Source organism: Synechococcus sp. R5-13, from assembly GCF_047462015.1.
GTDB lineage: Bacteria > Cyanobacteriota > Cyanobacteriia > Thermostichales > Thermostichaceae > Thermostichus.
On record NZ_JANSIL010000213.1, the window covers coordinates 1 to 1,104 of the forward strand.

Consider the following 1,104-nt stretch of genomic DNA (forward strand, 5'->3'; position numbering starts at 1 on the left):
CTGAACACAGTTGGCTGGACGGATAAAACCTATCCGCCACCACCACCTGACAGCCGTAGAGCCGGGCCTTATACTCTAGCTGTCGCCGAAACTCGTAGAACCCACAGTCTGACAGCGCTCCTGCCAGCTTGCGGTTCTTGAGCAGGTTCTTCACCTGCAAGCCCTCAATCACCACCACCCGATACTTCTTGGCCAGGTAAGTCGTTAGCTTGTGCAGATTGTCTTGCCGAATGTCTGCCACCCGCTTATGGGCCTTGCCTAACTGCACCACCGCCTTCTTACGGTTAGCGGATCCCTTCTGCTTGCGACTCAGCCGCCGTTGCAGTCTGGCCAGACGCTTCCTCGCCTTGCGGTAGGGCTTTGGGTTCTCGAATACTTCCCCGTCGGAACAGGTGGCCAGGTGATGGATACCTAAGTCCACTCCCACAACTTCCCCGGTCTTCTCCACCTGAGGCGCTGGAGCTTCATATTTGAAGGAGATATACCAATGTCCGGCGCGAAGACTAATGACCACGTTCTTGGGTGTGGTCGCCGGAAGTAACTCTGCACAGCGCAGCCAACCGAAGATAGGCACCTTGATGCGGTCGCCAGAAATGCGGATGCTGCCTTCTAGGTAAAAGCTGTCTCGCACTCCCTTGCGTTTGAAGCGGGGGAACTTCCCCAACCCACCCCGCCAGCGCTTAAAGGCTTGCTCCAAGTTGCGTAATGCCTGCTGAGGAGCGCATTTGGAGACCTGGTAGTACCAGGGGTTTTCCTTCTTAACCTCGGCTACCAGGCGCTTGTGCAGGTCAATGGCGGTGGGGAGTTTCTGCCGGTTCTCCAGGGCTTGCCGACAGATGGCCAGGCCCCAGTTGTAGGCGTGACGGGCTACCCCAGCGTGCTGAGCGGCTAGGGTCTTCTGCCGGTTATTCAGCTCTAAGCGGGTGCGGAATCCAAGCAGCATTCAGATAGAAATTGCAGGAGCCCCGTACGGTACCCGTAGGGTCAGTGTCGGGAGGAATGCTATAATGGTACTGCGGGCACCAGAAACAGCTTTTAGGGCACTGGTAACGGTCGATTGGGGGTGCAGTAAACCACCCCAGAGGCTCGTGGTTGGCTTGCTAA

1 protein-coding gene is annotated in these 1,104 nt (G+C 57.1%); it reads right to left on the reverse strand.

What is annotated here, in order from left to right; all coding sequences use genetic code 11:
* On the reverse strand, positions 1 to 943 hold a 943-nt coding region (locus NW840_RS13660), incomplete at its 3' end, for an RNA-guided endonuclease InsQ/TnpB family protein (RefSeq protein ID WP_414344858.1).
* Positions 944 to 1,104: the final 161 nt, after the last annotated feature.